Source organism: Streptomyces sp. NPDC058877, assembly GCF_042742855.1.
In the GTDB taxonomy this organism is placed as follows: Bacteria; Actinomycetota; Actinomycetes; order Streptomycetales; family Streptomycetaceae; genus Streptomyces.
In genome coordinates this window covers 69,995-95,706 of the sequence record NZ_JBHYMF010000004.1, presented here as the reverse complement: position 1 = coordinate 95,706, position 25,712 = coordinate 69,995, and the positions used below count along the sequence as shown (strand labels likewise).

At 70.2% G+C, this 25,712-nt stretch carries 24 protein-coding genes and 1 pseudogene; 7 read left to right on the top strand and 18 right to left on the bottom strand.

What is annotated here, in order from left to right:
* Positions 1 to 11: 11 nt before the first annotated feature.
* Positions 12 to 1,418 carry an FAD-binding oxidoreductase gene (locus tag ACFW2Y_RS02160; protein WP_384872173.1) on the bottom strand — a complete coding sequence of 469 codons (1,407 nt, stop codon included), beginning with the start codon at positions 1,416 to 1,418 and terminating at the stop codon, positions 12 to 14.
* 98 nt (positions 1,419 to 1,516) lie between these two features.
* On the opposite strand from ACFW2Y_RS02160, the gene ACFW2Y_RS02155 reads away from it, so the two are divergent.
* The gene (locus ACFW2Y_RS02155; protein ID WP_384872170.1) at positions 1,517 to 2,965 is read left to right on the top strand and encodes a hypothetical protein; all 1,449 of its coding nucleotides are present in this window, start codon (positions 1,517 to 1,519) and stop codon (positions 2,963 to 2,965) included.
* 212 nt (positions 2,966 to 3,177) lie between these two features.
* Here ACFW2Y_RS02155 and hppD read toward each other — a convergent pair whose 3' ends face one another.
* Positions 3,178 to 4,317 (bottom strand): 4-hydroxyphenylpyruvate dioxygenase, encoded by a 1,140-nt coding sequence (hppD, locus tag ACFW2Y_RS02150; protein WP_384872225.1) that lies wholly within the window; start codon positions 4,315 to 4,317, stop codon positions 3,178 to 3,180.
* A 136-nt stretch (positions 4,318 to 4,453) separates the two neighbouring features.
* Between hppD and ACFW2Y_RS02145 the strand changes: the two genes are divergently transcribed.
* The 4 genes from ACFW2Y_RS02145 (at position 4,454) to ACFW2Y_RS02130 (ending at position 7,338) form a co-directional block, all read left to right on the top strand.
* Positions 4,454 to 4,921, top strand: a complete 468-nt coding sequence (locus tag ACFW2Y_RS02145; protein WP_384872167.1) for an Lrp/AsnC family transcriptional regulator — start codon at positions 4,454 to 4,456, stop codon at positions 4,919 to 4,921.
* Positions 4,922 to 4,999: 78 nt separating this feature from the next.
* Positions 5,000 to 5,635 carry an ArsR/SmtB family transcription factor gene (locus ACFW2Y_RS02140; protein WP_384872164.1) on the top strand — a complete coding sequence of 212 codons (636 nt, stop codon included), beginning with the start codon at positions 5,000 to 5,002 and terminating at the stop codon, positions 5,633 to 5,635.
* 168 nt (positions 5,636 to 5,803) lie between these two features.
* On the top strand, positions 5,804 to 5,992 hold the full coding sequence (locus ACFW2Y_RS02135; protein WP_384872162.1) for a hypothetical protein: 189 nt from the start codon (positions 5,804 to 5,806) through the stop codon (positions 5,990 to 5,992).
* Positions 5,989 to 7,338, top strand: a complete 1,350-nt coding sequence (locus tag ACFW2Y_RS02130) for an MFS transporter (protein WP_384872159.1) — start codon at positions 5,989 to 5,991, stop codon at positions 7,336 to 7,338. Before ACFW2Y_RS02135 ends, ACFW2Y_RS02130 begins: the two co-directional genes overlap by 4 nt.
* On the opposite strand, the gene ACFW2Y_RS02125 is transcribed toward ACFW2Y_RS02130, so the two are convergent.
* Positions 7,271 to 8,065, bottom strand: a complete 795-nt coding sequence (locus ACFW2Y_RS02125) for a S16 family serine protease (protein WP_384872156.1) — start codon at positions 8,063 to 8,065, stop codon at positions 7,271 to 7,273. The genes ACFW2Y_RS02130 and ACFW2Y_RS02125 overlap by 68 nt on opposite strands.
* 134 nt (positions 8,066 to 8,199) lie before the next feature.
* On the bottom strand, positions 8,200 to 9,333 hold the full coding sequence (locus ACFW2Y_RS02120; RefSeq protein WP_384872154.1) for an acetylhydrolase: 1,134 nt from the start codon (positions 9,331 to 9,333) through the stop codon (positions 8,200 to 8,202).
* A gap of 78 nt (positions 9,334 to 9,411) precedes the next feature.
* On the opposite strand from ACFW2Y_RS02120, the gene ACFW2Y_RS02115 reads away from it, so the two are divergent.
* Positions 9,412 to 10,389, top strand: coding sequence for an ArsR/SmtB family transcription factor (locus ACFW2Y_RS02115; RefSeq protein ID WP_384872150.1), 978 nt, complete (start codon positions 9,412 to 9,414; stop codon positions 10,387 to 10,389).
* Between the two features lie 103 nt (positions 10,390 to 10,492).
* On the opposite strand, the gene ACFW2Y_RS02110 is transcribed toward ACFW2Y_RS02115, so the two are convergent.
* From ACFW2Y_RS02110 to ACFW2Y_RS02070, 9 genes are all read right to left on the bottom strand, one after another.
* A complete protein-coding gene (locus ACFW2Y_RS02110) occupies positions 10,493 to 11,134 on the bottom strand; it encodes an IclR family transcriptional regulator (protein ID WP_190160230.1) in 642 nt (213 codons plus the stop codon).
* A gap of 410 nt (positions 11,135 to 11,544) precedes the next feature.
* Positions 11,545 to 13,341 (bottom strand): DEAD/DEAH box helicase, encoded by a 1,797-nt coding sequence (locus ACFW2Y_RS02105; protein WP_384872222.1) that lies wholly within the window; start codon positions 13,339 to 13,341, stop codon positions 11,545 to 11,547.
* A 122-nt stretch (positions 13,342 to 13,463) separates the two neighbouring features.
* A complete protein-coding gene (locus ACFW2Y_RS02100; protein WP_384872147.1) occupies positions 13,464 to 13,856 on the bottom strand; it encodes a type II toxin-antitoxin system death-on-curing family toxin in 393 nt (130 codons plus the stop codon).
* The gene (locus ACFW2Y_RS02095) at positions 13,853 to 14,053 is read right to left on the bottom strand and encodes a CopG family transcriptional regulator (RefSeq protein ID WP_384872145.1); all 201 of its coding nucleotides are present in this window, start codon (positions 14,051 to 14,053) and stop codon (positions 13,853 to 13,855) included. The genes ACFW2Y_RS02100 and ACFW2Y_RS02095 overlap by 4 nt, the downstream gene beginning before the upstream one ends.
* A gap of 43 nt (positions 14,054 to 14,096) precedes the next feature.
* Positions 14,097 to 15,590, bottom strand: coding sequence for an MFS transporter (locus tag ACFW2Y_RS02090; RefSeq protein ID WP_384872142.1), 1,494 nt, complete (start codon positions 15,588 to 15,590; stop codon positions 14,097 to 14,099).
* A gap of 161 nt (positions 15,591 to 15,751) precedes the next feature.
* Positions 15,752 to 16,375 (bottom strand): hypothetical protein, encoded by a 624-nt coding sequence (locus ACFW2Y_RS02085; protein ID WP_384872139.1) that lies wholly within the window; start codon positions 16,373 to 16,375, stop codon positions 15,752 to 15,754.
* Positions 16,376 to 16,490: 115 nt separating this feature from the next.
* A complete protein-coding gene (locus tag ACFW2Y_RS02080; RefSeq protein WP_384872136.1) occupies positions 16,491 to 17,087 on the bottom strand; it encodes a hypothetical protein in 597 nt (198 codons plus the stop codon).
* A 127-nt stretch (positions 17,088 to 17,214) separates the two neighbouring features.
* The gene (locus tag ACFW2Y_RS02075; protein WP_384872133.1) at positions 17,215 to 19,554 is read right to left on the bottom strand and encodes a hypothetical protein; all 2,340 of its coding nucleotides are present in this window, start codon (positions 19,552 to 19,554) and stop codon (positions 17,215 to 17,217) included.
* Between the two features lie 14 nt (positions 19,555 to 19,568).
* Positions 19,569 to 19,943, bottom strand: a complete 375-nt coding sequence (locus tag ACFW2Y_RS02070; protein ID WP_384872131.1) for a hypothetical protein — start codon at positions 19,941 to 19,943, stop codon at positions 19,569 to 19,571.
* A gap of 235 nt (positions 19,944 to 20,178) precedes the next feature.
* Between ACFW2Y_RS02070 and ACFW2Y_RS02065 the strand changes: the two are divergent.
* Positions 20,179 to 20,504: pseudogene (locus ACFW2Y_RS02065) on the top strand (protein kinase); the annotation flags it as partial.
* A gap of 726 nt (positions 20,505 to 21,230) precedes the next feature.
* On the opposite strand, the gene ACFW2Y_RS02060 reads toward ACFW2Y_RS02065, so the two are convergent.
* From ACFW2Y_RS02060 to ACFW2Y_RS02040, 5 genes are all read right to left on the bottom strand, one after another.
* Positions 21,231 to 21,605 carry a hypothetical protein gene (locus tag ACFW2Y_RS02060; RefSeq protein ID WP_384872128.1) on the bottom strand — a complete coding sequence of 125 codons (375 nt, stop codon included), beginning with the start codon at positions 21,603 to 21,605 and terminating at the stop codon, positions 21,231 to 21,233.
* A gap of 418 nt (positions 21,606 to 22,023) precedes the next feature.
* Positions 22,024 to 22,323: a hypothetical protein gene (locus ACFW2Y_RS02055; RefSeq protein ID WP_384872125.1), complete on the bottom strand. Its 300-nt coding sequence runs from the start codon at positions 22,321 to 22,323 to the stop codon at positions 22,024 to 22,026.
* Between the two features lie 81 nt (positions 22,324 to 22,404).
* A complete protein-coding gene (gene mycP / locus ACFW2Y_RS02050; protein WP_384872123.1) occupies positions 22,405 to 23,643 on the bottom strand; it encodes a type VII secretion-associated serine protease mycosin in 1,239 nt (412 codons plus the stop codon).
* Positions 23,644 to 23,660: 17 nt separating this feature from the next.
* Positions 23,661 to 25,115 (bottom strand): hypothetical protein, encoded by a 1,455-nt coding sequence (locus tag ACFW2Y_RS02045; RefSeq protein WP_384872120.1) that lies wholly within the window; start codon positions 25,113 to 25,115, stop codon positions 23,661 to 23,663.
* 91 nt (positions 25,116 to 25,206) lie between these two features.
* Entirely contained in the window at positions 25,207 to 25,686 is a 480-nt protein-coding gene (locus tag ACFW2Y_RS02040; RefSeq protein ID WP_384872117.1) for a hypothetical protein, read from the bottom strand.
* Between the last annotated feature and the right edge of the window lie 26 nt (positions 25,687 to 25,712).

The window sequence follows — 25,712 nt, the reverse complement described above, 5'->3', positions numbered from 1 at the left end:
CGTCCGTGGACTCAGAAGAGCTTTCCGGGGTTCAGGAGCCCCAGCGGGTCGAAGACGTCCTTGATCCCGCGCTGCAGCTCCAGGCCGACCGGCCCCAGCTCCCGCGCCAGCCACTCCTTCTTGAGGACGCCCACGCCGTGCTCACCGGTGATCGTGCCGCCCAGGGCGAGCCCGAGCGCCATGATCTCGTCGAAGGACTCCCGCGCCCTCCGCGACTCGTCCTCGTCGGCGGGGTCGAAGCAGACCACGGGATGGGTGTTGCCGTCCCCGGCGTGGGCGCAGACGCCGATGGTCAGGCGGTACTTCTCCGCGACCGCGGCCGTGCCGTCGAGCATCTCGGCGAGCCGCGTCCGTGGCACGCAGACGTCGTCGATCATCGTCGCGGGCTTGATCGTCTCCAGGGCGGTGAGCGACATCCGGCGCGCCTGGAGCAGGAGTTCGGACTCGGCGGCGTCGGCGGCCGGCACGACCTCGGTGGCCCCCGCCGCCCGGCACAGCTCCCCGACGGCGGCCAGATCGGCGCCCGGGTCCGGGGTGTCGAAGGCGCACAGGAGCAGTGCCTCGGTGGTGTTGGGCAGCCCCATGCGCGTCAGTTCATTGACCGCGCGAATGGTGGTCCGGTCCATGAGTTCCAGCAGCGAAGGGGTGTGCCCGCGCTCCATGATCGCGCAGACGGCCGCACAGACCGACGCGGTGGAGGGGAACTCGGCGGCGAGCACGAGCTGCGCCGGCGGCCGTGGCTTGAGCGCCAGGACCGCTCCGACGACGATGCCGAGACTGCCCTCCGAGCCGACGAAGAGCCGGGTGAGGTCATAGCCGGCGACGCCCTTGGCGGTGCGCCGACCGGTCCGCAGGAGCCTGCCGTCGGCGAGGACGACGTCGAGCCCGAGGACGTACTCGGCGGTGACCCCGTACTTCACGCAGCAGAGGCCGCCGGAGGCGGTGCCGATGTTCCCGCCGATGGTGCACGTCTCCCAACTGGACGGGTCCGGCGGGTAGTACAGGCCGTGCTCGGCGACGGCACGGGACAGCACGGCGTTGACGACGCCCGGTTCGACGACGGCGATCCGGTCGACCGGATCGACCTCCAGGACGCGGTCCATCTTCACCAGGGAGAGCACGATGCAGCCGTCCGAGGCGTTGGCGCCGCCGGACAGGCCCGTGCGGGCGCCCTGCGGGACGACGGGGACGCGCAGTTCGGTCGCGGTGCGCATGACGTGCTGCACCTGCTCGACCGTGCGCGGGAGCACGACCACCGCGGGGGTGCCGGCCGCGCAGAAGCTCGCCATGTCCCGTGCGTAGGAGGTCGTCACGTCGGGATCGGTGAGCAGCGCCTCGGCGGGGAGCCCGGCCAGCAGCGCGGTGTGGAGTCGCATCGGGAGATCGGTGCGGGGATCGTCCTTCTGAAGATCGTCCATGCCTCCAGCGTGGCACCCGGGGCCATCGGTGTGAACCCGCCGGGGGGAGCGCTTCGTGCGCTCTCCTCACGACCGGCCGCGGGAGCACAGTAAGCGCCATGAAGCCCCAGAACGTGTCGAGGACGGTCCTGGCCGCCGGCGTGGGCGCGGTGCTCGCGGCAACGGTGCTGTTGTACGTCCCGGAGTTCGTCGGCCAGGGTCCGCCGCCCCCGCCCGGTCCGGCGGAGCGGGCGACGGTCGCGGCCCGCGCCGGCGCTCCGGCCGCGCTCCCGGACCTGACCGCGCTGATCTCCGACCGGGAGCAGTGGGTGCGGGCCCATCCGGAGGACGGGGCGTCCTGGGCGGAGTTGGGCGCGGCCTACACGGAGCGCGGCACCCGCCTGGGCGACGCCCGGGAGTACCCGAAGGCCGAACGGGCCTTGCAGCGCTCGCTCGCCGAACGGCCCGCCGCCCGCGGCAACCTGGACGCCCCGCTGGGCCTCGCCGCACTCGCCGTGGCCCGGGGCGACTGGCGCACCGCGCGGAAGTGGGGCGAGCAGGTGCGGAAGGCCGCCCCGAAGCGGTGGCCGGTGTATCCGGTGCTGATCGACGCCTACAACGGCCTCGGCGAGTACGCGGCGGCCCGGAAGGCCATGGAGGACCTGGAGGGGCTGCACACGGGCGCGGTGGTGCGGGCCAGGGCCTCGCAGACCTACCGCGACCGGGGCTGGCGCGAGGACGCCGACGCGGCGGCCCTGGACGCGATGGCCCTGGCTGACTCGGACGCCGAGAGGGCCGCGGCGCTGGGGCGGCTCGGGGACCTGGCGTGGGAGCGGGGCGAGCCGGAGGAGGCACGCGCACGGTACGGGGCGGCCCTGCGGCTGGTGCGGGACCACGGACCCTCGCTCGCGGGCCGGGCACGGGCCCTGGCGGCCCTCGGCCGCCCGGACGAGGCGCTGCGCGACTGGCGGGCCGCGCTGGTCCGGCTGCCGCTGCCGGAGTACCTGTTGGAGGCGGGCGAGCTGTACGAGTCGCTGGGGCGGGACGGGGAGGCCCGGGCCCTGTACGAGCGGCTGCGGAAGGGCACCTGGACGGGGGCCGAAGTACCGCTGGGGCTCCTCGATGCGGATCACGGCGACCCGGCGGACGCAGCGGTCCGGATGCGCGCGGAGTGGGCGCGTGGCCACCGCTCGGTGGGGACCGCGGACGCGCTGGGGTGGGCGCTGCACCGGTCGGGCGCGTCGAAGGAGGCGCTGGGGTACGCGAGGCTGGCCACGGAGGAGGGCCGGCGGAGCGCGCTCTTCACGTACCACCGGGGCGCGATCGAGCGCGCCCTGGACCGGCCCGGCCCGGCCCGCCGGCACCTGGAGGAGGCGCTGCGGATCAACCCGGACTTCTCCCCGCTGCACGCGCGCAAGGCCGAGGAGGCCCTGGCCGCCCTGGGCGAGCCGTCGGTCGAACTCCCCCCGGAACCGGGCTCCCCGGCGTCCGCGGCACGGTCGGGCCCGACGGCCGCGCCCCCGACGCGGGCGAAGCGCGGGGACGCTCCGGAGGCGGCGCGCGACTGACGCCGCGGCGGAACGCCCGGGGACTCGGGGGCCCGGTCCGGGGTCGTCCCCACGGCCGGTGGCGGGGCCGGGGAGGAGAAGGCGTCCCGGGCAGGCCCCGTGTCCCGCCGGGACGCCGTCGGGCCGGTCCGGGCCCGGTGGAACGGGCGCCCGGGCCGACCCGGTCTGTGGTGCACGTCTGTGTGCGGGGCCCGGAACACGGGCCCCGTCGCCTACAGGTTGCCGCGCTTCTCCTGCTCGCGCTCGATCGCCTCGAACAGGGCCTTGAAGTTGCCCTTGCCGAAGCCCATGGAGCCGTGGCGCTCGATCATCTCGAAGAAGACGGTCGGGCGGTCCTGGACCGGCTTGGTGAAGATCTGCAGCAGGTAGCCGTCCTCGTCGCGGTCGACGAGGATCTTCAGCTCGCGCAGGATCTCGATGGGCACGCGGGTCTCGCCCGCCCACTCGCCGAGCGTGTCGTAGTACGAGTCGGGGGTGTCGAGGAACTGCACGCCCGCCGCCCGCATCGCGCGCACGCTCGCGACGATGTCGTTGGTGGCGAGGGCGATGTGCTGGACGCCCGCCCCGCCGTAGAACTCCAGGTACTCGTCGATCTGCGACTTCTTCTTCGCGATCGCCGGCTCGTTGATCGGGAACTTCACCTTGAGGGTGCCGTCCGCGACGACCTTGGACATCAGCGCCGAGTACTCGGTCGCGATGTCGTCGCCCACGAACTCCTTCATGTTCGTGAAGCCCATGACCTTGTTGTAGAAGCCGACCCAGTCGTTCATCTTGCCGAGCTCGACGTTGCCGACGCAGTGGTCGATGGCCTGGAAGGTGCGCTTGGCCGGCGGCTCGACGATCGGGTTCGCGGAGACGAAGCCGGGCAGGTAGGGGCCGTCGTAGTCGGAGCGCTCGACGAGGGTGTGGCGGGTCTTGCCGTAGGTGGCGATGGCCGCCAGGACGACGGTGCCGTGCTCGTCCTTCAGCTCGTACGGCTCGGTGATGCCGGTGGCGCCGTGCTCGACGGCATAGGCGTACGCGGCACGCGCGTCCGGCACCTCGATCGCCAGGTCGACGACGCCGTCGCCGTGCTCGGCGACGTGCTCGGCGAGGAAGCGGCCCCGGTCGGTCGAGGCCTTGATGACGGAGGTGAAGACGAAGCGGGCGGCGCCGTTGGTGAGGACGTAGCTGGCGGTCTCCCGGCTGCCGTTCTCCGGTCCGGAGTAGGCGACCAGCTTCATGCCGAAGGCCGTGGAGTAGTAGTGCGCGGCCTGCTTGGCGTTGCCGACGGCGAAGACGACCGCGTCCATTCCCTTGACCGGGAAGGGATCGGCCTCACGCGCGGTGGAAGGGTTGGGGTCGATGGTCATCGAGGTATCTGCCATGGCAGCAATGTCCCGCCGTTCGGCAAGGTGCGCAAGAGTTTGCTGATCTACTGGTCAATCTGCATAGCGACCGACGAGTATGACCGTGCGACTTGTACATCCTGACCATGAGGAGGTCGCCATGGCGATCGATCATTTGGACGGCCGGCTGATCGCGCTCCTCGCGCGGGAGCCGCGCATCGGGGTCCTGGAGGCCTCCCGCCGCCTGGGGGTGGCGCGCGGCACGGTGCAGGCGCGGCTCGACCGGCTCCAGGCGAGCGGGGTGATCCGCGGCTTCGGCCCCCAGGTGGATCCCGCGGCGCTCGGCTACCCGGTGACCGCCTTCGCGACCCTGGAGATCAAGCAGGGCCAGGGCGCTGACGTGCGGGGGCACCTGGCGACGGTGCCGGAGGTCCTGGAGCTGCACACGACGACGGGACACGGCGACATGCTGTGCCGGCTCGTCGCCCGCTCCAACGCGGACCTCCAGCGGGTGATCGACAGGGTGGTGGGCTTCGAGGGGATCGTCCGGGCCTCCACCGCGATCGTGATGGAGAACCCCGTACCGCTGCGGATCATCCCGCTGGTGGAGCAGGCGGCACAGGACTAGCGACCTCGCGGGGGCATGCAAAGGAGTAGTTGCAAAGAAACCCTTGCAACCATTTCTTTGCAAGTCTACGGTGAGCTCATGCCCGAGTCCGAAGAGCGCTTCCCCGAGCGGCAGGACCCGCCGCCCGAGCAGTACCCGAACCGCATGCTCGACCCCCGGTCCCTGCGCGCCATCGCCCACCCCCTGCGCATCCAGCTGCTCCGCGCCCTGCGCCGGCACGGGCCCGCCACCGCCTCCCAACTGGCCGAACGGCTCGGCGAGTCCAGCGGCGCCACCAGCTACCACCTGCGCCAACTCGCCGCCCACGACTTCATCACGGACGACCCGACGCTCGGCAAGGGGCGGGAGCGGTGGTGGAGGGCGGCCCATCACGGAACCCTCTTCGACGAGACCCTCCACGGAAACCCGGACCCCGAGGTCCAGGGTGCGCTCGACCTCGTCATGCACGAGGTCGCGACCATCCACACCCAGGAGATGTCCACCTGGGTCGCCACCCGGCACACCTGGGACGAGTCCTGGCACGGCGCCTGGGACTTCAGCGACTTCAGGCTGACCCTGCCGCCCGAGCGGCTGCGCGAGCTCAACGGGAAGATCCACGCGCTGATCGACGAGTACCGCGACGGCGCCGACCCGGAAGCTCCGGGCGCCGCGCCCGTCCGGATGCACCTGCACGCGTTCCCGCAGCACGAGGACGAACCGCGGCAGCGGGACTGAGCCCGCACCGGGCCGCTCCCGGGCCGGGACGGGGGACGCGGACGCCCGACCCCGTCCGCACGTCACCACACACCCGGGCCCCGGGCCCCGTCCGCACGACACCACACCCGGACCCCGGGCCCCGTCCGCACGTCACCGCACGCACCCACGGAAGGACCCACGCATCCCATGCATGCCGACATCCACCTCCAGTTGCACGCGCTGGCCGCCGCGGAGCTGCGGCTCAAGGCCGGCGCGCCCCGACCGCAGTCCCCCGCCCCCATCTCCACCCTCCGTGCCCGGCCGGGTTGGAGCCCCGTCGAGCTGGGCCTGCGCATGGCCGTCCCGACGGGCCGTGGCGTCACCCTGGCCGCATGACCGCCGCGGGGGGAGAGCAGCGGGTGAAAAGGACCCGCGACCGCATTCCGCTGACCACCGTCCTGGCCGCCAACGCCGTTTCCATCAGCGGCAACTCACTCACGCTCATCGGCGTCCCGTGGTTCGCCCTGGAGACCACGGGAAGCCCCGGCAAGGCCGGGCTCGTCGCCTTCTGCGCGGCTTTCCCGGTGCTGGTCTCGGCGATCGCCGGCGGCCCGGTCATCGACCGCCTCGGACGTCGGCGGGTCAGCATCGTCTCCGACCTGGTCTGCGGGCTCGCACTCGCCGCGATCCCGCTCCTGCACCAGATCGGAGTCCTCCACTTCTGGCTGTTGTGCGCGCTGATGGCGGTCACCGGGCTCTTCCACGCACCGGGTGAAATGGCCCGGCACGTGCTCGTGCCCGACCTCGCCGGACGTGCCGGGACCTCGCTCACCCGGGCGGCCAGCCTGTACGACGCGGTGGCGCGCGGCGCCCGGATGACGGGCGCCGCGATCGCCGGACTGCTCGTGGCGTTCCTGGGCCCCGGCACGGTCCTGCTCCTCGACGCGGCCACCTTCGCCGTCTCCGCGCTGCTCGTCGTGGCGGGACTGCGCGGGGTGCCGTCGGCCGAGCCCCTGCGCGACGGTCCCCGTCTCTCCCCCGCCCGCTACCGCGCCGACCTGCGCGAGGGGTACGCCTTCCTGTTCCGCACCCGACTGCTGCTGGGCATCACCGTCATGGTGATGGTCACCAACGGCCTCAACCAGAGCTGGACCTCGGTCCTGCTCCCGGTGCACGCCCGGGAGGTCCTCGGCGGCCCGGGCACGCAGGGCCTCATCGTCTCGGTCTTCGCCGGCTGCGCCCTGGCCGGTGCCCTGCTCTACGGGGCGGTGGGGGAACGCTTCCCGCGCCGGGTGGTGTTCACGGCGGGCTTCCTGATCTGTGGCGCCCCGCCCTACCTGGTGGCCGCCCTCACCGACACCACCGCACCGCTGCTCCTGACGGCGGCGGCGGCCGGCCTCGGCGCCGGAGTCCTCAACCCGATCCTGACCACGGTCATGTACGAGCAGGTGCCGGACGCCCTGCGGAGCCGGGTGATGGGCGCCAGCACGGCGGGGGTCCTGCTCACGACCCCGTTGGGCGGTCTGGCGGCGGGGCTCCTGGTGGAGCGGATCGGCCTGGCGACGACGCTGTTGGGGATCGGGACGGCCTACTTCCTGGCCACGCTCTCGCCGATGGTCTTCCCGGCCTGGCGCGGCATGGACCGCGCCCCCGCCGGTCGCCCCGACGAGGACCTCAGCAGGACGGAACCTTCGCCCCCTGCCCCCGTTCCAGGGCCCGCAGGGAGTCCACCGCGTCGCTGAGCGTGGTGACGGGCACGAGCCGCAGGCCCTTCGGCTGCTCGGCCCGCGCGTCCGCGCACTCGTCCTTCGGCACGAGGAAGACGGTGGCCCCGTCCCGGGCGGCGGCCTGCGTCTTCAGGGAGACCCCGCCGACCGCCCCGACCGTGCCGTCCGGGTCGATCGTGCCCGTACCGGCGACGGTCCGGCCGCCGGTGAGGTCACCGCCGTCCCCGTCGCCGTCGAGCTTGTCGACGATCCCGAGGGCGAAGAGGAGACCGGCGCTGGGCCCGCCGACGTCCGCGAGGTGCAGGTTCACCTGCACCTCGTTCGGGTCCTTCTCCAAGTACCCGAGCGCGGCGAGGGCGGCGGCGTCCTGCGACTCCTTCATCTGTCCGAGGTTGCGCTCCTCGATCTCGGCGTCCGACTTGCCCGAGGGGTAGACCGCGTCGTGCGGGAGGACGGCCCGGTCGGTGCGGAACCAGGCGTCGGCCACGTCCGCGAGGTCGACCTCCGTGGACGGCCCGGTCGCGAGGATGGTCGTCATCAGCAGTCGGCCCTCGGTGGCCCGGACCGGGGCACCCGTGATGGTGATGACCTCACGCCCCTTGTCCGTACCGAGCACGTTGGCCGTCGTGCCGGGCTGGGCGATCGCGTACGGCAGCGGGGCCAGCCCGGCGACGGCGAAGAGCGCGGCGACGGGCAGGGCGCAGAGCGCGAGGACGCGGGGACGGGAGAGGCTGGAGAGCACGCCCCCAATCTACTGGGACGCGCACCGGGGCACGGTGGGGGGCGCGGGAGGGACCCGGCGGTCCCCACACCGGCGGCCCGGCGGCGGGGCGCGCCCCGGTCCGGCGGGGCACCGCGGGGGCCCGGTGCGAGGGGCTAGGCCCGGTGCACCCGTACGGGAAGTCGACGGGCGAAGAAGGAGCGCAGGCCGTGCCGCACGACGGCCGTCGCCGCCGCCGGATCGGCCGGCCCGATGAGCGCGGCCCTGGCGCCGGCCGTGACGAGCCCGGCGGCCTGGAGCCGGGGGACGAGGTGGGCGTAGTCGGTGAAGACCCCGTGGTCGCTGCCGGCCGGCAGGAGGCACTGGCGGGCGGGGACGCCCGACCAGGAACGCGTCAGGCGTGCGGCTTCCCGGAAGCCGTCGGTGCGGAACATCAACAGGGGTTTGTCGAGGCCCGCCACGAGCTCCGGGTCCAGGTCGAGGTGGCCCTCCAGGTTGACGCCGGCGCCGATCCGGTCGTCGGTGACCAGCGCGTGGACGGCGGCGGTGCCCCCCGCCGAGTGCCCGTACGCGCCGATCCGGCGCGGGTCCATGGCGGAGGCCAGGGGCAGGTCACCGAGCCGGTCGAGGAGGAGGCGGAGGTCGGCGACCCGGGTGGAGACCATGGTGCGGAAGGTCTCCGGGTCCGGCGGCCCGGTGAGGACGGTCCGGCGCACGCCCCCGGGCAGCTCCACCTGACTGGCGTCACCGGGATGGTCGACGAGGACCACGGTCCGCCCGTGGCTGGCGAGCTCTTCGGCGAGACCCGTGCCGAGGGTGCGGGAATCGCCGCCCCCGGGCCCGTAGAGGAGCACCGGGCGGCGGCCCGGGAGGGGAGGGGCGTCCAGGTGGCCGTGGGTGAGGACCGCGCCCCAGTCGACGCCCCCGGCCGGAAGGCCGGGGTGCACCCAGGGTGCGAGCTCGGCGAAGGCCTCGGCCTCCGCGGGGGTGAGCTGCGGGACGCGCGGGCAGCCGCGGACGGTACGGGCCGGATAGAGGACGCTGACCTTGACCCGGCGGGCACCGGGCTCCCAGGGGTCCTGGCGGGAGCGGTCGGTCAGGACGCGGGTGCGCAGGCCGACGGGGTGGGGGCCGGTCGGCGCGGGCAACCGGAGCACGGTCGGCCCCTCCTCCGCCCCGGCTGGGGCAGTGGCGGCTGCGGGGGCGGCAGCGGGGCCGAGGAGGGCGGCGGCGCCCAGGAGGGCGGCCTTGACGACGGTACGACGGCTGGACGCGGGAAGCTGTGTCATGTGCGGCATCCTGGGGCGGAGGGGAGCGGGGCGCGAAGGTTCAGGCCCGGCCCGAAAGGCTTGCCACGGGGGAGAACAATGCTGCGCGTCCGCTTCACGTCCGGGGACTTCGCCCGGGTGCGGTTCGCGCCCCGACCGTCTCCCGTGGCCGAGCTGCACGCGGCCCTGATGATGATGGGCGCCCCGCACGAGGAGCTGCTCTTCGGACGCTGGCGGGGCAGGCTGCTGCGTGCCCTGCCGCGCACGGCGGAACCGCTCGCGGACCTGGTGCCGGGCGGGACGGCCCCGCGCTTCCTCGACGTCCTCGGGGAGACCCGGGAGGAGGGCATCGCACGGGTGCGGGCGGCCCGGCCGGAGTTCGTGCGGTCCGAGCTGGAGCGGGTGTACGGGGCGGGGCGACGGCCCGTCCCGCCGTGGATCCGGGCCCTGCACACCGGGAGCCCGGACGCGTGGCGGGTGTGGGAGCGGGCGCAGCGGGCCGCGTACGAGACGGTGCTGGCGCCGGTCTGGTCCCGGGTGCAGGACCTGCACCGGGCGGAGTTCGCCCGGCACGCGCTGGTCGTCGCCGAGCAGGGGCTGGGCGCGGCGCTCGCGGCCTTGGCGCCGGGGCTTCGGGACGGGGTCTGGGAGTGGCCGGGCGCCGCCCCTCGCGAGGTGCGCCTCGCCGGTCGCGGCCTCGTGCTGCTGCCGACCTTCCACTGGCGGGGCGGACCGCTCCTCCAGGACCTGCCGGACCGCCCAGTGGTCCTCGCGTATCCGGCGGGCGGGGCACTGCCGCTCACCGGGTCCGCCGGGACCGCCGAAGCCGTCGGGGACGGCCACGAGGAGGCCCTCGCCGGGGTGCTCGGCCGTACCCGGGCCGCGCTCCTGCGGACCCTGGCGGAGCCCCGCACCACCACGGAACTGGCCCGCTGCCTCGGCGTCAGCAACGCAACGGCCTCGGCCCACGCCCAAGCGCTCCGCGCGGCGGGACTCCTCACGACGACCCGCACGGGCAGATCGGTCCGTCACGCCGTCACGCCGCTGGGCGCGCTCCTGGCCTCCTCCGGCGGCTGAGACGGCGCGCCGTCGGGCCGGCCCGACGGCGCGTGACCGGTGCGGTGCGGGGAATCGGCGCGGTGCGGCAACCGGGTGCGGTGCGACGACTCGGTGCGACGACTCAGCGCAGTGCGTCGGCGACCTCGCGGGCCGCGTCGACCACGCGGGGGCCCACCCGCTCCGGCACCGCGTCCGCGAGCATCACGACGCCGACGCTTCCCTCGACGCCGGTGACGCCGACGAGCGGTGCCGCCGCGCCGCTCGCACCGGCTTCCAGTTCGCCGTGGGTGAGGGTGAAGCCCGGCTCGGTCAGCCCGCCCTGTCGGGCGGCGAGTATCGCCCGTCCGGCAGCTCCCCGGTCGAGCGGATGGCGGAAGCCGGCCCGGTAGGCGACGTGGTAGTCGGTCCAGGTCGGTTCGACGACCGCGACGGCGAGCGCCTCCGCCCCGTCGACGAGGGTCAGGTGGGCGGTCGCGCCGATGTCCTCGGCGAGCGAGCGCAGCGCGGGCAGCGCGGCCTCCCGGACCAGGGGGTGGACCTGCCGGCCGAGCCGCAGCACGCCGAGGCCGACGCGGGCCCGACCGCCGAGGTCGCGGCGGACCAGGGCGTGCTGCTCCAGCGTGGCGAGCAGGCGGTAGACCACCGTCCGGTTGACGCCGAGTCTGTTGGACAACTCGGTGACGGTCAGGCCGTGGTCGGTATCGGCGAGCAGTTTGAGGACTCTGAGCCCTCTGTCGAGCGTCTGGGAGGTCTCCGCGGTCACGACGCCCTCTCCTTCGGAGTGAGTGGCGGCGGGCTCTCACGGAGTTGCGGCGCCGGTCCCGCGGCGACGCACGTCAGAGGCCGCCGGCGAAGGGGTACACCGGCTGCGCTCCGCGGCGGCGCTGCCACGGGGCGATTGCTTGTGAGCCGGGACAGTAGCGTCGCGCTCCGCTCAGCGGAAGACCTCGTCCAGAATCCGGGCGCCGCTGACCGTATGGAGGCGGTTCGGGACCTTCGTCGCCCGGGCGTGCGACTTTGACGGACAAGATCGCCTATGTCAGGCCCGTGGTGCGACACCGATCGGCGGCCGGCGGCGGGGTCCGCCGTCGGGCCGGCCCCCGTCGCCGGGGGACGGCCGAGGCCCGCGCGCACACCGGCGCACGGGCCTCGCTCGCTTCCGGAGGGACCGGCTCACCGCATGCGGGTGGCCCACTCCTGGACCTTCTTGATCCGCTCGCGGATCTGCCCGGCCGTCGCCTCCGCGCTCGGCGGACCTCCGCACACCCGACGCAGCTCGGTGTGGATGACCCCGTGCGGCTTGCCGCTCTGGTGGACGTAGGCGCCGACCATCGTGTTGAGCTGCTTGCGCAGTTCGAGGAGTTCCTTGTGGGAAACGACGGGACGTCGCTCCGCCGGAAGCTCCAACAGGTCCGCCTCGCTGTCCGGCCGCTTGCGGCTGTGGGCGATCTGCCGGGCCTGTCGCTTCTGGAGGAGCAGCTGGACCTGGTCGGGTTCGAGGAGCCCGGGAATGCCGAGGTAGTCCTGCTCCTCCTCGCTTCCGGGGTGGGCCTGCATGCCGAACTCGGCGCTGTTGTAGAGCACCCGGTCGAAGACGGCGTCCGACTCCAGCGCCTCGAAGGGCAGCATGTCCTGCTCGCCAGTGTCCTCGTCCTGCTGGCGCTCGGCCTCGGCCATCTCCTTCTCGGACTCGGCGTACGGGTCCTCGTCCTCACCGGCCTTCTTGGGCCTGTCCAGGACGTGGTCCCGCTCGACCTCCATCTCATTGGCGAAACCGAGGAGACTGGGGATCGTCGGAAGGAACACGGACGCGGTCTCGCCGCGCCTGCGGGAACGCACGAAACGTCCCACGGCCTGCGCGAAGAAGAGCGGAGTGGAGATCGTCGTCGCGTACACGCCGACCGCGAGCCGCGGCACGTCCACGCCCTCGGACACCATCCGGACGGCGACCATCCAGCGGTCGGTGTTCTCGCTGAACTCGTCGATGCGGCTCGACGCGCCGGTGTCGTCGGAGAGGACGACGGTGGCCTTGGTGCCGGTGATCTCGCGGATCAGCTTCGCATAGGAGCGGGCCGAGTCCTGGTCGGAGGCGATGACCAGCCCGCCGGCGTCCGGAATGGACTTCCGGACCTCGGTGAGCCGCTGGTCGGCGGCGCGCAGCACGTTCGGCATCCAGTCGCCGCGCGGGTCGAGCGCGGTGCGCCAGGCCTGCGAGATGGCGTCCTTGGTCATCGGCTCGCCGAGGCGGGCCGCGATCTCGTCGCCGGCCTTGGTGCGCCAGCGCATGTTGCCGCTGTAGGAGAGGAAGATGACCGGACGGACGACGCCGTCGCCGAGGGCGTTCCCGTAGCCGTACGTGTAATCGGCCGAGGACCGCCGGATCCCGTCGTTCCCCTCCTCGTACGTGACGAAGGGGATCGGATTGGTGTCGGAACGGAACGGGGTGCCGGTCAGCGCGAGCCGCCGGGTGGCGGGCTCGAAGGCCTCCAGGCAGGCCTCGCCCCAGGACTTGGAGTCTCCGGCGTGGTGGATCTCGTCGAGGATGACGAGGGTCTTGCGCTGCTCGGAACGGTTGCGGTGGAGCATGGGCCGCACGCCGACACCGGCGTACGTGATCGCGATCCCGTCGTACTCCTTGCTCAGCGGTCCGGCGCTGTAGTCGGGGTCCAGCTTGATCCCTATCCGCGCCGCCGCAGCCGCCCACTGCTTCTTGAGGTGCTCGGTGGGGGCGACGACGGTGACCTGCTGCACGACGTGGTGGTGCAGCAGCCACGAGGCGAGGGTCAGCGCGAAGGTGGTCTTGCCGGCGCCGGGCGTGGCGACCGCGAGGAAGTCACGGGGCTGCTCCTGGATGTACTTCTCCATGGCCCCCTGCTGCCAGGCGCGCAGCTTGTTTGCGGTACCCCAGGGGGCACGGCCGGGGAAGGCGGGAGAGAGGTGGTGTGAGGAGGTGGCGGTGGTAGTCACGATCTCCGGGTTCGACGCTCGTCCAGATATGACAACCGGGCCACCTTACCGGCGGCCCGGCCGGAACCCCGTACGAATCGGGGTGCCGAGGAGACGGGTGCGATTCACCTCACGTCGGGGTCGATTCACCTCAGGTCGGGGTCGATCAACTCGGTCAACCCCCGCACGATGGCGTCGATCTCCCCTGCCTCGCCGGTCGTCACGGCGATGACCAGCCGTTCCGCCGCGTCGATGTCGGGCCGTAGCCGGATGCCGTTCATCGCGAGGAAGGTGACGCAGGAGAGCCAGGTCGTCCGCTTGTTCCCGTCGACGAAGGGGTGGTTGACCGCGAGGGACTGGAACAGGGCGGTGGCCCTGGAGACGGGGTCCGGGTAGGCCTCCTCGCCGAACACGGCGGCCGACGGGCGGTGCGTCGCGGAATCGAGCAGCCCAGCGTCACGGACGACCACCTTCTGGTCATCGACCGCGTACTCGGCGACGATCAGGGTTTCCTCGGTCGAGAGGTGGGTGCACTTCACTTGAGGCGCTCCAGAAGCTCGTGCCACGTGACGGCCTGTTCCCCCGCCGTCCTGCGCACGACGGCTTCCCGGGCGGTGCGGGCGAGGTACTCGTCGACCGCCCGCAGGACGAGGGCGTGCACGCTGGTGCCCTCCTGCTCGGCGCGCCGTCCGAGGGCCTCGGTCTGGTCGTCGCGGAGACGCACGTTCATGGCCATGCCGGAACGGTAGCGCCGCCGCAGCGACCCGGTACCGGAATATTCAGCCGGCGGAGTGCTGCTCCGGCCGGTGCAGGCGTGTCGCCACCCACGCCCCCACCGCCGCCACCCCCGCCATCGGCAGGAAGACGGCGGCGAAGGCAGCCGGGTGGGAGCCCCCCGTCCCGCCGGCGTCCATCGCGTGGCCCACCGCGCCGCCACCGAGCGCCGCGAAGGCCGCACCGCCGGCCGCGAGCAGCAGGACGTTGGAGAGGCCGTCGGAGATCTGGAGGGCGGCCGAATTGGCGCCCACCTCCTCGGGGGCGGAGAGCTTCATCAGGAGCACGCTCGTCGAGGCGATCACGGCGCCCATGCCGAGGCAGCCGAAGGCCCAGGCCACCGCGACCGTCCAGACCGGCACGGAAGCGATCAGGACGCTGGGCGCGGCGGCCACCGAGAGCACCACGAGGACCATGCCGAGGACGACGAGCCGCTCACGGTGCGGCTCCGTCCACGGTCGGGACTGGATCCACGATCCGAGCGCCCAGGTGAGGCCGCCGACCGCCAGCGAGAGGCCGGCCAGGGTGGGGCTGAGCCCGCGCTGGGACACCAGCATCAGGGGGACGAAGGACTCCGCGGCGATGAAGGAGCCGGCGGCGATGCCGCGCAGCAGGACGACGGAGGGCAGGCCGTGGGCGGCCCGGTAGGTGCCGCGGGGCAGCAGCCCGCGCACGGCGGGCACCAGGAGCGCGAACCCCGCGACGGCGGGAAGCAGGGAGAGCAAGCGCAGCTCCTGGCCCGCGTACTGGAGCAGCGCCGCGCCGGCCGAGATGGCGAGGGCCAGCAGCACCCGGCGTCGGTCCCAGGGGGCGACGGCCGCATCGGGGTCGGCGGGGCCGGAGGCCGTCCGGCGTATCGCGGGGAGGGCGAGGGCCAGCGGGAGGACGACGAGGACGGGAATGCCCACGAAGACCCAGCGCCAGCCGAGGTGCTCGGTGACGGTGCCGGAGGCGAGCGGCCCGACGACGGAGGGCACCACCCAGGAGGCGGCGAAGGCCGCCATGATCGCGGGCCTGAGGTGCTCGGAGTAGGCACGACCGACGACCACGTACAGCGCGACGATGACGAGGCCGCCGCCGAGCCCCTGCACGGCCCGGCCGAGGATGAACTGCCACATCGCCCCGGCGGTCCCGGAGAGCAGCAGGCCGGCGGCGAAGGCGCTGATGCCGCTGGCGAGCGGGGCGAGCGGCCCCCTCCGGTCGGACCACTGGCCGGCCAGGACCATGCCGAAGAGGCTGGTGGTGAAGTACGCGGAGAAGGCGAAGGCGTAGAGGGGGATGCCGTCCAGCTCACGGGCGGCTACGGGCATCGCGGTGCCGACGGCGGTCGCTTCGAAGGCGATGAGCAGGACGACGGAGACGATGCCGATGCTGAGCGCCCGGTGCTCCGGATCGAGGACGGACCCTTTGGGTCCGCCGGGTGCGACCGGGAGTCCGGAAGTGTCGGCGACGGCCGCGGCCGCGTCCGCCGCGGTGCCACTGGGTTCGATTGCGCTCATTCCCCCAGAGTAAGAGGCGAACCGCGAAGTGGCTCCTGTCAGAAGTCCCGATCGACCTCAGCCCTTGGACGTACGACCGCGCCCGGAACCCGGCAGCCGCACGACGACCACACGGCCACGGAACCCCCTCCCCGCGGGGCCTCCCCGCCCGACGGCCCCGCTCATCCCTCCTGCTTCCCGCGCCACGCCTTGGTCGTGAAGACGGGCGTCTCGGTAAGCCCGGCATCCCCCTCACACCCCAGCTCCCTCACCACGGTCAAAGTGACGGAATGCAAAATGGTGAGGAACGCCTCCCGGGTGGCGGGAGTGTTCTCGGGATAGGAGCCCTGCAGCGTCTTCTCGTACCTGAGCACGGCCTGAAGGGGTGCGGGCCGCTCTTCCGAACCCTTCATCCGCGGGCTGGAACACCCGACGAAGAGGTCCGCCGATTCGTTGTCCGTACTCGCCTCACGGCCCATCCCGTAGAGGTACCGCCCCCGGGACGTCCACTCGGTGCCGTCGTCGTACAGGTCCCCGCTGTCGTACAGCCGGAAGGCGATGCGGAGACCGAGCCTGTCATCAGCAGCGGTCCCGATCTGGCACATCGGAGAAGTCCCCGGCGCATGCCCCGGCACCGCCTGATCGTCGATCAGTGCCGTCACCGTCCGCTCCAGACCACTTCCGTCCCACTGGAAGGATTTCGTGCCCAGCACCGACTCCGCTGCGTCGACCGCCTCGGACGAAAGCGCACCGTCACACCCCTGTGCGACCTGGGGCTCGTCGCTGCTTCCACACGCGGTCAGCAACAAGCCGAAGGTCAATACCCATGATCTTGCCTGCGCTCTCATCACGCTTCAATTCCAGCGTCGGATCGTCCCAGGCATGACCAAGGGGCACCGGCGCCAGTGCATGCCCGACGGCTCACCCCTCCCGCTTCCCGCGCCACGCCTTGGTCGTGAAGACGGGCGTCTCGGTAAGCCCGGCATCCCTCTCACACCCCAACTCCCTCACCACGGTCAAAGTGACGGAATGCAAAATGGTGAGGAACGCCTCCCGGGTGGCAGGAGTGTTCTCGGGATAGGAGCCCTGCAGCGACCTGTCGAAACTGAGCACGCTCTCGATCGGAGCCGGCTGCTTGTCCGAACCCTTCATCCGTGGACTGGAACACCCGACGAAGAGAAACGCAGTCCTGTTGTCCGTACTCGCCTCACGACCCATCCCGTAGAGGTACCGCCCTTGAGACGTCCACTCGGTACCGTCGTCATACAGGTCCCCCCTGTCGTACAACCGGAAGTGGATCATCATCCCAGCCGGCGGACTCACTTTGGCCTCAACCTCGCACATCGGGGGATGCCCCGGCGGTCTTCCCTCCCTCGCATAATCCTCGATCAACTCCTTCACCGTCCGGTCCAACCCACCACTTCCGGCACCCCAGAATTTTTTCGATCCCAACATCGATTCGAGCGCGCTCGCTGCCGCGGGCGAGAGTATTCCGTCGCACTGTTGCGCAGTGGTCACTCGCGGCGGCTCCTCATCACTCCCGCACCCGGTCAGGAGCAGCCCAGAGACCAGCATGGCTGAAACGGACGCGCGCACTCTGCTCATCGTTTTCCCTGAGACTCTCGTGGATTCTGTGGCGGAAGGGTCAGCCGGTCTCGGGGGCATTGCCGGTCTGCCTCGCATGATCGTTGCCCAACCCGTAGCCGTTGCTCACGGACTCGATCATGTCCTGACGGAAATCACTGCTCACCCGGCCGCGATGCTCGAACAGAAACCGCTCCATCGGAGACTCGGCACTGCATCGACCAGCCGTATAGATGGCCCTCTTGTCGTCGTGGATCTGCCCCTCGGTGCTGTCCTTGTTGTCATCGATCGACTTGTCCGACCAGTCACCAATGACATCACCCGCAAGCTGCTCCATGGCCCCCGAGCCAGCATCCACAGCAAGCGGAACAAGAATGGCGGCCGCACCGACCGCAGCAGTAGCAGGAAGAAAGGCAACACCAGCCGCAATCCCCAGCGTGGCCCCGAGCTCCACCCAACCGGCCTTGGTTGCCTGCTCCTTCTCGTACTCCTCAAACTTCTCCATGCCCTCGGCCTCGACCTGAGCACCACGAGACTCATCGAGAAGCCCATGGAGGGTGGCGCCCGTGAACACGGCACCTCGTGCACGCCCCTCGTCAATACCGCCGTCCGGACCGACCTGCGCCTCAAGAACGCTGGTGGTATAGAGACGCTCCGCCGTGGAAACAGTGGCATAAGCATCCGGGTGCTGACCGAGAGTACTCAGGAACCCAACAGCCGAATTCCGGTTGAACGTGGGATGCGCCGACGGGTCTTTCGTCGGCGCAAAGACACTGTCACCCTCGCTCTTTTCCAGCGACCAGTTGAGGTCATCTATGTAACCGGCAGCCATGTTTCCAAGGCTGTCCGACATCGTGGACTGCCACTTCTTGAGCAGTTCGGCATCACCACCGTACTTCGTAACGACCTCATGCATGATCTTGCCCGTGGTCTCATCACGTTTCAGTTCCGGCGTCGGATCGTCCCAGGCATGACCGAGGGTCGCCGACTCCAGTGCGTGCCCGAGGGCGTCCGGCATGTACCCCATGGTCTTCGTGAGGTCGTCTGGGTCGTGGCCCTCGACATCGGCAAAGAATGTGTACTTGCCGTTGGCGAAGAAGTCGAGATAGCTGGTGACTTCCTTCCCTCCTGCATTCTCACCAAGGTTCAGCTCGCCGCCGACACTCCCGTCTTGGTTGTACGGTGTCAGCTCCTCCTTCGAGAAGAACTCCTTCGACGCCTCCGGACTGTGGCCCAGCGCCTCCAGTACCGGGATCATCGGGTCGAAGCCGGAGCCGTTCACCCCGGACGGGTTGTACTGGTTCTGCAGCCCGCCGCTGATCATGGGCTTGCTGTTGGCGAAGAGGTACGGGTCCTTCGCGTGGAGCTGGGTGACGTGTTCGGCGATCGGGACGAGGAACTTCTTGTCGTAGTCGCCGTAGCGGATGATGCCGCCGAGCAGCTGGTACCCGAACGGAGGGTTGTTGTCGTACTTGGCGAGCGGGATGCGCTCGGTTCCCCACTTGCGCATGTCGGCGGACCACTTCTCGGTCCATGCGTCGCCGCCCTGGGTCGCCGTCGCGAGGTTGAGGCCCAGGTTCTTCTGGAGGTCCTGGACGTCGGCGAGGCGCTGCTCGTTGACCTTCGTGTAGTCGTAGGTGTCGGTGGACAACTGGCCGAAGAACTCCAGGGCGCCCTTCGGCCCCATGCCGTCGTAGAAGGCCCTGGAGAACTCCTTGGAGCCGCTGTTGTCCTTCAGCAGCTCGTTGAGTCGCACCAGCTCCTCGTGGGAGATGTCCCGGCCCTTCTTGGCGAGGTCGACGGCGCGCTGGGCCTCCTCGGCGTCGAGGCTGTCGTACTTCGGGGCGCTGAAGTCGTGCTTCTTGCCGGTGATGTTGGCCTTGAGCGCGTTGGAGCAGGACACGTCGGCGTCGTCGCAGGTCTCGACGATCGCGTCGATCCGTCGCTGCATGGCGTCGATCTCGGCCCGTTCCTTCCGGATCAGGTCCGGGAAGTCGGGGTCGTGCCGCATGCCCTGATCCTTGGTCGAGGCCAGCGGTTCGAGGGCCACGACCGTGCCGTCGGGCCGCACCTTGAAGCCCTTCGCGGGGGCCTCGGTCTCGACGATCCGCTTGAGGTCGTCCTTGGCCTTCTTGAAGGCCTGGTAACCGTCCTCCAGGACCTTGTGGATGCCGTCGGCGGCCTTGGCCGCGTCCTCGAACTCCTTCGCGGTCTTGTCCACGAAGGGTTTGGTGACTTCGGCGTTCACTCCGCGCCAGTAATCGTCCTTGGCCTTCGCCGCCATCGTGGTGCGGGCGTCCTCGGCGAGCACGTCCAGCTTCCCCTTCATCACGGACCAGTCGTCGGCCGCGGACTTCATTCTGCCCAGGGGGGCTTGGTACACGTTGTCGAAAGTCAGCACAGCAGGTCCCCCGCCTACGTGAAGTACTCGTTGATCTTGGAGGCCGTGAGGGCCGCCTGGATGTCGGCTTCTTCCCTGGCGTGCGAAGCCGCGCTGTAGTCCAGGTGGTTGGAGATGTTGGCGCAGGCGTCGAGCAGCGTGTTCAGCTGCGAGTTCCAGGTCTCCTGGACGGTCGACATCGCGGCCCCGGTGCGGAAGCCGTGGCTGGACATGCCCGTCGCCGCTTCCGTCGTGGTCGTGCGCGCGTGGTTGCCGTCCTTGACCAGTCGTCCGTGCAGCCCATAGGCGGCGGTGCCGATCGCCCCGAGCTTGTCCTGGTCGACACTGAGGTCGGCGTTCCCACCACCGCCACCGGGTTCCGGGGCGACCTGGTTGAGCCTCGTGCTCACTGCCGCCGTGGACACGGACCGTGCTGACGCCCATTCCTGATCGAACGACATACTTTCCCCCGTGACAGCAATCATTTCCGCTTCGCCCCAGCAAGGCACACACCCGCGAACCTCATCGGCAGCAGTCTCTCAGATGCCCGTTCGCGCAAGGTATAAAAAGAGCCACGACTCCCCACAGGACCTTTACGACATCCTCGCGCATAGTTCGCTTTCGCAATAGTGCTGCTCTGGGGGAATCGCCAGCGAGTTCCTCGCCGGGCCAACGCTCGACGATGCCGTCCGCGCGCACGGTCCGGTGGACGTACCGACGGTCCGCGCGCTCGCCGCCGAAATCGCCCTCGCCCTGTACGGCATCGACACGGCAGGACCGGTCCACCGCGACCTCAAGCCGCCGAACATCTGCTCACCGCGACCGGCCCGCAGATCATCGACTTCGGCATCGCACGCTCCGGACACGGTCTGACCCTCACTGCCACGGGCCAGATCCCGGTCACCCCCGGCTACGGGGTGCCCGAGCAAATCCTTGGGCAGCACGTCGGACCGGCGGCGGACGTCTTCTCGCCGCGGACGACACCCCTGTCTGCCTGGTGACGAAGGACGACGAGCTGCACAGCGTCAACACCTGAATCCTCGCCACCTCCTGGACCCGGTCGATGACGTCCCCCGTTCCCCAACGGCCCCGCGAAGGCCGCCGTCGACAGGAAACGGCTGGTGATCCACGGCAGGGATGGCCGTGTAGCCACGCTCCACACCGAGACCGGACGGACTGACTGGGAGCGCGAAGACCAAGGCACCAACGGTCAGGCCCCGACCCTCGGCGACAACAACACGGCCCACCTCGGCGCCCCCCTGACGGCCCGCCGCCTCGACCGTGACGACCTCCCGTGGCAGGAAGGCGTCAGCGGTAGCTTCCCCTGGGGGCACCCCCCGCAGCCAGCGGCGAAATCGTCATCGCGTGCAACGGCTAGAACGCACACCGCTACAGCACCCTGCAGGATGACCGCTTCCCGGTCTCCGACTGGTACGAGGTTCTGAACGGAACGAGCCCGGCGCCGTGTACCCCCGGTCGTGGAGGGTGCGGCGGCCTGGCTCCACGCCCCGGCAACAGCCACGTCCGGGTCGTCCACAAGACCACCCACGCCCATCTCTTCACCCTCAAGATGAAGCGCGAGGACTCCCACCAACTGGTCAGCGGCGACAACCGCGTCATCATCCCCCGCGGCGGCCGGATCGCGGCCACGCCGGCGTTCAGGGCGTGGCGGAACTCCCAAACCGGGCGACCACCCCTCAGGACCGAAGCACCTCGGCAGGCACCCCCTCCACCAGCCCGGTGCCCGCACACCCCAACGCGGCGGCAACGTGCCGGGCCGCCGCATTGGCGAGGGTGATAAAACGGGTCCGCTGCTCCAGATCCGTCTCCTCGACGTCCGCCGGTCCCCAGATACCCGTCTCAATGACGATCGGCAGGGCCGGCGACTCTAGACGACAGACAAAGTAGAGCTTGCCGAGACCGGACGGGGAGAATGCCTCAATGCCTGTGGCGTACGAGGTCACGGACTTGGCAAGTTCCGGACCCAGGTACGGGCCTTCCCCCACCGCGTTCACTTCGATCTTGAGGTTCTTCGACGCCTTCCCCGCGGACAAGAGGCCGCAGTACTTCACCGGCAGCGGTCGGTACGAGTCAGCCCATGGCGCCGCGGCATCCTCACGCAGCCTACGGAGAGCCTTGTCCGGCTTCGAGAGGTCGTCCTCGAAACGATCGTCGTCCAGAAAGCCTTGAGCGCTGCCGTGGCCGCCGTGTCCTTGGCGAAGCCGCCACAGGCCTGGGCAGCCGTCAGGCCCGGCTCCTTCCCTGTCTCCCCACCACACCCCGTGAGAACTGCGGCGGCAACAGCAGCCGCTCCCACGCGCGCCAGCGCAGAGTGCATGCGCGTCAGTCCTTCTCATACGGGTCAGGAAGCGAGTTGTCGCGAGCATGCAGGCGCGAGCCCCGGACGTACCTGACCAGTTCCTCGTCGAGGTGGTTGCGGTCCTTCTCGCTCCAGCCGGGCGCGCTCGCGTAGGCGATGGCGGGCCGGAGCTAGTTTTCCTTGCCCATGGCCAGTGCATCGTCCGGCGATTTGCTCGACTCCTTCTTCAGTAACTCGCCCTTCTCGCACTCCTCCGACATGTCGTCAGCTTCCATGCCGATAATGGTCGTCACCGTGCCGCCCACCGTCTCGGCGGCAAGCGGTACCCGTGCGCAGTCGGCGCCACCCGTCAGGACGGCAATACCACCGGCCGCCGCGCCGACGCCGAATTTGACCCATTCGGTCGTCTTACCGACAGCCTTCTTGTGCTCCTCAGAGTCCTTCTCATAACCCTCGTCGATCTGTGCCATCCGGAACTCATCCAGAATCCCTTCCGCCTCCGACCCGCCCCGCAGCGTGGTCTGCGCGTCAGCGAGACGACGGGGGTGGACTCAACCCCTGCGGGAACGGAGTACCGGGACGGCCACGGCAGCACCGATCAACACGGCCGCCCCGATCCCGAGCCCGATCCACAACCCCGCACCACCATCACCCTCCGACGCCTGAGGAACAGCACCCGGAGCAGAAGAAGCAGACCCCTCCGATGACGGAACACCGCCCTGCGACGGCTGCACCGAAGGAGACGACGACTCAGGCTCAGCAAGATCGTCAATCGGCCGAACATCAGCCGGTCCCGGATCACCCGGAGACTTCAACGCACGAAGCGGCCGAATGACCCCATAGCCGATGTAGCTGCTGCGCTCCTCCCCCTTTGCAGGCTTAGCCACAGTGTTGAGTAGGACCTTCAAAACCTGATTGTTGGTCCACTCAGGATGCTTCGACCACACCAACGCAGCCGCAGCCGACGCAAGCGCAGTGGCATCACTCGTACCACTGGACTTGCAGAGGCCAGTACCACCACCACAGGCATGCACCATGTCCTTGCCGGGGGCAGCAATATCAACCTGCGGGCCGTAAGTGGACTCGCTCGTATGTGTTGCCTGCTTGTCAACAGCGGCTACGCCGACAACGCCAGGTGTCGCCGCCGGATACTCGACCCTATTACTCTTTTCAGCACTGTTCCCGGTAGCCGCAAAAATAAGAGCGCCCTTACCCAAGGCGTACATCACCGCTTCGGTGAGCTGGGACGAACCTTCAAACGCACCCTGCGAGATGTTGATGACCTTGGCCCCCGAATCAGCGGCATAGCGGATGGCCTGCGGCATGACGCGATTGAACTCCGCATCGGCCTTCGCCTGGGTCGTCTGCCCCCGCTCGCCTCCCGGTACACGAACAGGAAGAATTTTCGCCCCGGGAGCCAATCCATAAGCCCCGTTCCCGCTGTTTCTTGCACCTGTACCGGCAATCAGAGCGGCCATGCCGGTACCGTGACCACTGTAGTCGGTGTACTCGTCACCCGACTTCTCCGTCGCGAAGTCCTTGCCCTTGAGGATCTGCCCTCGAAGGTCTGGGTTATCTTTCTCTACCCCAGTGTCGAGGACTGCGACGGTGACACCCTTACCGGTGCTGAGCGCCCAGATCTCCTCGGCTCCCATGGCATCGAGGTGCCACTGCTGGGCCCGAATACCCTCCGCCTGGGCGGGGACGGAAGCGATGCCCACCAGCAGCATCCCCAAGACAGCCGAAGCAACGGCCCGGACACGACTCCGACGAACACTGCTGGTACGCATCTGCTTCCTCGCACTGATCAATCGACTACGGGCGGTGCCACGTGACGCCTGCCCTGCTGCCAGGTCTCCTCGTCCTCGACCAAATAGTCAGGACGCTCCCCACTCCGCTCCTCAGGCTTCGCGGACCCCCCACGCACCAGACCGGAACCACCGGGCGTAAACCCTCGTCCAGCGCCTCCAACAGCGCCACCGGCACGCTGCGCCCTACCTCCTGCGACACCACCGGTCTCACCGGCAAGCCGACGCCCACCACTGATGCCGCTCTGTCCGGACCCACCGCCGATGCCGTGCCCGCCACCCATGCCGTGGCCCCCGCCCATCGGGCCGCGCCCCATCGCCGCACGGTTCTGACCACCCGGCTCCGCACCGATGACCGTGCTGCGCGGAATGCCGTTCGCTGGTCGACCCGTAGTGCTGGGAACCGCACGGCCACCAGTAATGCCTTCCCGGGGCAAGGTAGTTCCCGCACGAACGCCACCGGTGGCCGAGCCACGGGGGGTCCCCGTGCCTCCGGCAACGGGCGAGGTGGTACCGAGGGATCCCGGGCCCCCCTTCGCCATGATCGGAGCAACTCCCGGGGTCGTCACGAACGGAGGCGTGCCCCCCTCCGGCCTGCCCGGCATGGACGAGCCGCCGGGCGGCTGCGTCGCCGGACCGGTCGTGGTCGGCTGCGGCAGCGTTCCGACGCTATCGATGCCGAGATCCACAGGAACCTCGGGCCTCACCGCTGGGCGGGTGACCTGCGTAGCCCCTGTCAACTCTTCAGTGGGCAAGGGTGTACGAGCATCGGGCATCCGAGTGCCCGACTGCAGAGGCGAGGGTTGCGCCGTCGAGATCGTGCCCGTAGAACTCGAACCGCTCCAAGAGGACGAACCGCCGATGCCTGAGGAGGTATTGCTTTCACCCGCCGCATCCGGCACGAAAGCCCCCGGTGGCGGCGGGAACGTCGGCGGCACCATGTCCGTCATGCGGCGGCCGGACCAGTAGTACGCGCTGGAGAGCTTCCGCATCTCGTCCGCGGCTGCCTGCTGGTTCTCCCTCTCCTTGGCCTCAATGGCCTGGAGCTCCTCGCTGGGGGACAAGGCATTCCGCGCGTTGCGCGCGATGGTCGCCGAGTCGGGATCGTTGTGGTACTTCTGCGCCGCTTCCAAGCTCGCCTTGGCCGCCTCGTGGGAGGTGTAGCGCGGAATGGCGCTCTTGGCGGAGGCGAGCGCCTGGGAGGCGTCGGCCATCTGCTGGGCGGCGTCGGCGCTGTACTTGCTGAGCGAGTACGTCGAGCTCACGACGTTCGCGGCCCATTCCGTGAACGCCTTCTCCGCCTCGCCCTGCCAATCGACGCGCCCCGTACGGTTCTTGAGCTGGCCAGCAATGCGCTCCAACTCCTCGGCAGCCGCCTTCAAGCGGTCGCCGGCGTTCCTGATCGGGTACGTCTCGGCCTCGTCCAGCCACTCCAGCATCTTCTGGTGGGGCATGGAGTGGAAGTCCGTCCCGCCACCCCTGCCGCCCTCTGCAGGCCTCATCTTCGCCTCTTCCCCGTGTCCCCGTCGTCCCGTCAGCGCCGCCTTACCTGAAGGTGGGCCCGTCCTCGGTGCTCTGGCTGCTCGTGTCCTCCCGGACGAGGCCCGCTTCCCGATCAGCCCTCGCCCTGGCGTCCTCGGTCCGCTGGTGAATGTTGATCATCTTGCGCTTGGTGTCCTCGTCCAACTGCTCGAAGCCGTCCTTCGAACCGACGACCGCGATGCCGAGACCCTCCAGACAGTCCTGCAACAGGCTGGATAGTTCTGTCAGTTGCTTGAGGACGGTGTTGTACGAGTCGTGCAGGCCGGCCGCTTCGATCCAGGCCGCACCGCCACCGCCGAGCTGACTGCGCGTCACCGGGTCCGACTTCATCTTGCCGTGGTCGGCCTCGGACGAGGTGAGCATCTCGATCAGCCCGTCGATGCTCGTCTTGAACTCCGACATGGACTCGGAGTTGTAGCGAACGGCTTCCTTGCTCATGGCCCGCATGCCGAACGAGCCTCCCCCGTCCATGTAGGCTTCCACGCTCGTGTCCCTCCCCCGGTGAACCA

Coding starts and splice junctions, on each gene's coding strand:
- ACFW2Y_RS02115 (WP_384872150.1), top strand. CDS start 9,412: ATGCTGCGCGTCCGCTTCACGTCCGGGGACTTCGCCCGGGTGCGGTTC.
- ACFW2Y_RS02055 (WP_384872125.1), bottom strand. CDS start 22,323: ATGGCACAGATCGACGAGGGTTATGAGAAGGACTCTGAGGAGCACAAG.
- hppD (WP_384872225.1), bottom strand. CDS start 4,317: ATGACCATCGACCCCAACCCTTCCACCGCGCGTGAGGCCGATCCCTTC.
- ACFW2Y_RS02095 (WP_384872145.1), bottom strand. CDS start 14,053: ATGGCCATGAACGTGCGTCTCCGCGACGACCAGACCGAGGCCCTCGGA.
- ACFW2Y_RS02090 (WP_384872142.1), bottom strand. CDS start 15,590: ATGAGCGCAATCGAACCCAGTGGCACCGCGGCGGACGCGGCCGCGGCC.
- ACFW2Y_RS02120 (WP_384872154.1), bottom strand. CDS start 9,333: ATGACACAGCTTCCCGCGTCCAGCCGTCGTACCGTCGTCAAGGCCGCC.
- ACFW2Y_RS02140 (WP_384872164.1), top strand. CDS start 5,000: ATGCCCGAGTCCGAAGAGCGCTTCCCCGAGCGGCAGGACCCGCCGCCC.
- ACFW2Y_RS02145 (WP_384872167.1), top strand. CDS start 4,454: ATGGCGATCGATCATTTGGACGGCCGGCTGATCGCGCTCCTCGCGCGG.
- mycP (WP_384872123.1), bottom strand. CDS start 23,643: ATGCGTACCAGCAGTGTTCGTCGGAGTCGTGTCCGGGCCGTTGCTTCG.
- ACFW2Y_RS02045 (WP_384872120.1), bottom strand. CDS start 25,115: ATGCCCCACCAGAAGATGCTGGAGTGGCTGGACGAGGCCGAGACGTAC.
- ACFW2Y_RS02155 (WP_384872170.1), top strand. CDS start 1,517: ATGAAGCCCCAGAACGTGTCGAGGACGGTCCTGGCCGCCGGCGTGGGC.
- ACFW2Y_RS02130 (WP_384872159.1), top strand. CDS start 5,989: ATGACCGCCGCGGGGGGAGAGCAGCGGGTGAAAAGGACCCGCGACCGC.
- ACFW2Y_RS02160 (WP_384872173.1), bottom strand. CDS start 1,418: ATGGACGATCTTCAGAAGGACGATCCCCGCACCGATCTCCCGATGCGA.
- ACFW2Y_RS02135 (WP_384872162.1), top strand. CDS start 5,804: ATGCATGCCGACATCCACCTCCAGTTGCACGCGCTGGCCGCCGCGGAG.